The 1778-nt window shown below is 58.2% G+C and carries 2 protein-coding genes; both read left to right on the top strand.

What is annotated here, in order from left to right:
* Positions 1 to 717: alpha/beta hydrolase (locus tag OHD58_RS30415; protein WP_263807298.1), on the top strand; the 717-nt coding region annotated here is incomplete at its 5' end.
* Between the two features lie 56 nt (positions 718 to 773).
* Positions 774 to 1565 (top strand): hypothetical protein, encoded by a 792-nt coding sequence (locus tag OHD58_RS30410; RefSeq protein WP_263807297.1) that lies wholly within the window; start codon positions 774 to 776, stop codon positions 1563 to 1565.
* Positions 1566 to 1778 lie beyond the last annotated feature (213 nt).

Here is a 1778-nt window from a genome sequence, read left to right as displayed (position 1 = left end):
ACGCTGTTTCAATATCTGGGGCGCGATCCAGAGATAGAGGAAGTTTCCATCCTCGCCCATTCGATGGGGAACTGGCTGGCGCTGGAGGCGCTTCGCCAGATGGCCATCCGCAATGGCGGACTGCCGCCGAAATTCAAGAACATCATGCTCGCTGCTCCCGATGTCGATGTCGATGTGTTCCGATCGCAGATCGCCGACATGGGCAAGCAGCACCCACAATTCACACTCTTCGTCTCACAGGATGACCGCGCGCTGGCTGTTTCACGCCGGGTCTGGGGCAGCGTTGCGCGGCTCGGATCGATCGATCCGGAAAAAGCTCCATACAAAGAGGAACTTGCAGCAAACAACATCACGGTCATCGACCTGACGAAGGTAAAATCAGGCGACAAACTCAACCATGGCAAATTTGCCGAATCGCCCGAAATCGTTCAGCTCATTGGATCGCGTATATCCGACGGCCAGACCCTTACCGACAGCCGGGTAGGCTTTGGCGACAGCATCGTTGCCGTCACCACGGGGGCGGCCGCAGTCGCCGGCACCGCAGCCGGGCTGGCGATCGCAGCCCCTGTCGCCGTTGTCGATCAAAATACCCGGGACAATTACACAAACCAGGTTGGCCAACTTGGCTTGCCGGCCGAGGGTGGGAACGCAGGACGAAGGGCGGTCAACGATTGCAATGCTCGGAATTCCGCCTCGGCGAACATATGCAACCGGTAGTCTGTGCGAGACGGACAGGGTTAGGCGTTAACAGTTTGAAACGTTGGGAGGGATTCATGAAATCTGGATTAGCGCATATCCTGGCCTGCGCCGGGACACTCTTGGTTGTCGGCAGCGCCAACGCTGCTGACGTTTATTCACCGGTGGCACCGGAAACCCAGCAGCTTGTGACCGAGCAGGGCTGGACGTTTTCGGTCGCTCCCTATTTCTGGGCGGCGGGACTATCCGGCGAGGTCGGCCAGTTCGGCCTGCCGCCAGTCGACGTCGATGCCAGTTTCAGCGATATTTTCGATCATCTCGACTTCGGGGCAATGGCGATCGGCGAGGCGCGATACGACCGCTACAGCATCTTCGGCGACATCATGTATTCGAAGATATCGGGCTCCGCCGGGACGCCAAGAGGGATTCTTGCATCGAGCGCAGCGGTAACCTCAGAAACGTTCGCGGGTTTGATCGGGGCAGGCTATTCGTTCATTGAGACCGATGCCGGTCGTCTTGAAGTTGTCGGCGGCGTCAGGGTGTGGTCGGTCGACAATGACATCTCCTTCAGCGGCGGAATTCTCGACGGCGTATCTGCAAGCGATGGCGCGACCTGGGTGGATGCCATGGCAGGACTTCGCGGGAACTACTCGATCACGCCCAAGGTTTATTTGACCGGATGGGGGCTTGTTGGTGCGGGCGGAGCCGATATCGACTGGGATGTTGCAGGGGCGATCGGCTACCGTTTCAACGACCGGATTTCCTCGGTGTTGGGATATAGAGCCCTGGGTGTCGACTATAGCGATGACGGGTTCGTCTTTGACGTCGTGCAGCAGGGTCCAATCCTTGGACTAGTGGTGCGGTTTTAAATGCTTCAGGGAATAGCAACCCACCATTCCGCGGATCATTGGAATTGAGCGCAAGCGACGATCAAGAGACCGGATCGCGTTTTGGGAAAACGACGTGCTTAGGAATTGTGGGCACGGCCCAACGACTGGTTCCGATCCGAAACAAGCCCTCCGGTTGAGCGGTGTGGAAGGTCAGAAATTGGCGCATCCACGTCTGTCAGCGGTCGCCGGGAA

It is taken from the genome of Mesorhizobium sp. ZC-5 (genome assembly GCF_025753855.1).
In the GTDB taxonomy this organism is placed as follows: domain Bacteria; phylum Pseudomonadota; class Alphaproteobacteria; order Rhizobiales; family Rhizobiaceae; genus Neomesorhizobium.
This window is presented reverse-complemented; position numbering and strand designations above follow the sequence as displayed.

Excerpts from the sequence above, each read along its gene's own strand:
- OHD58_RS30410 (WP_263807297.1), top strand. The coding sequence starts at position 774 with ATGAAATCTGGATTAGCGCATATCCTGGCCTGCGCCGGGACACTCTTG.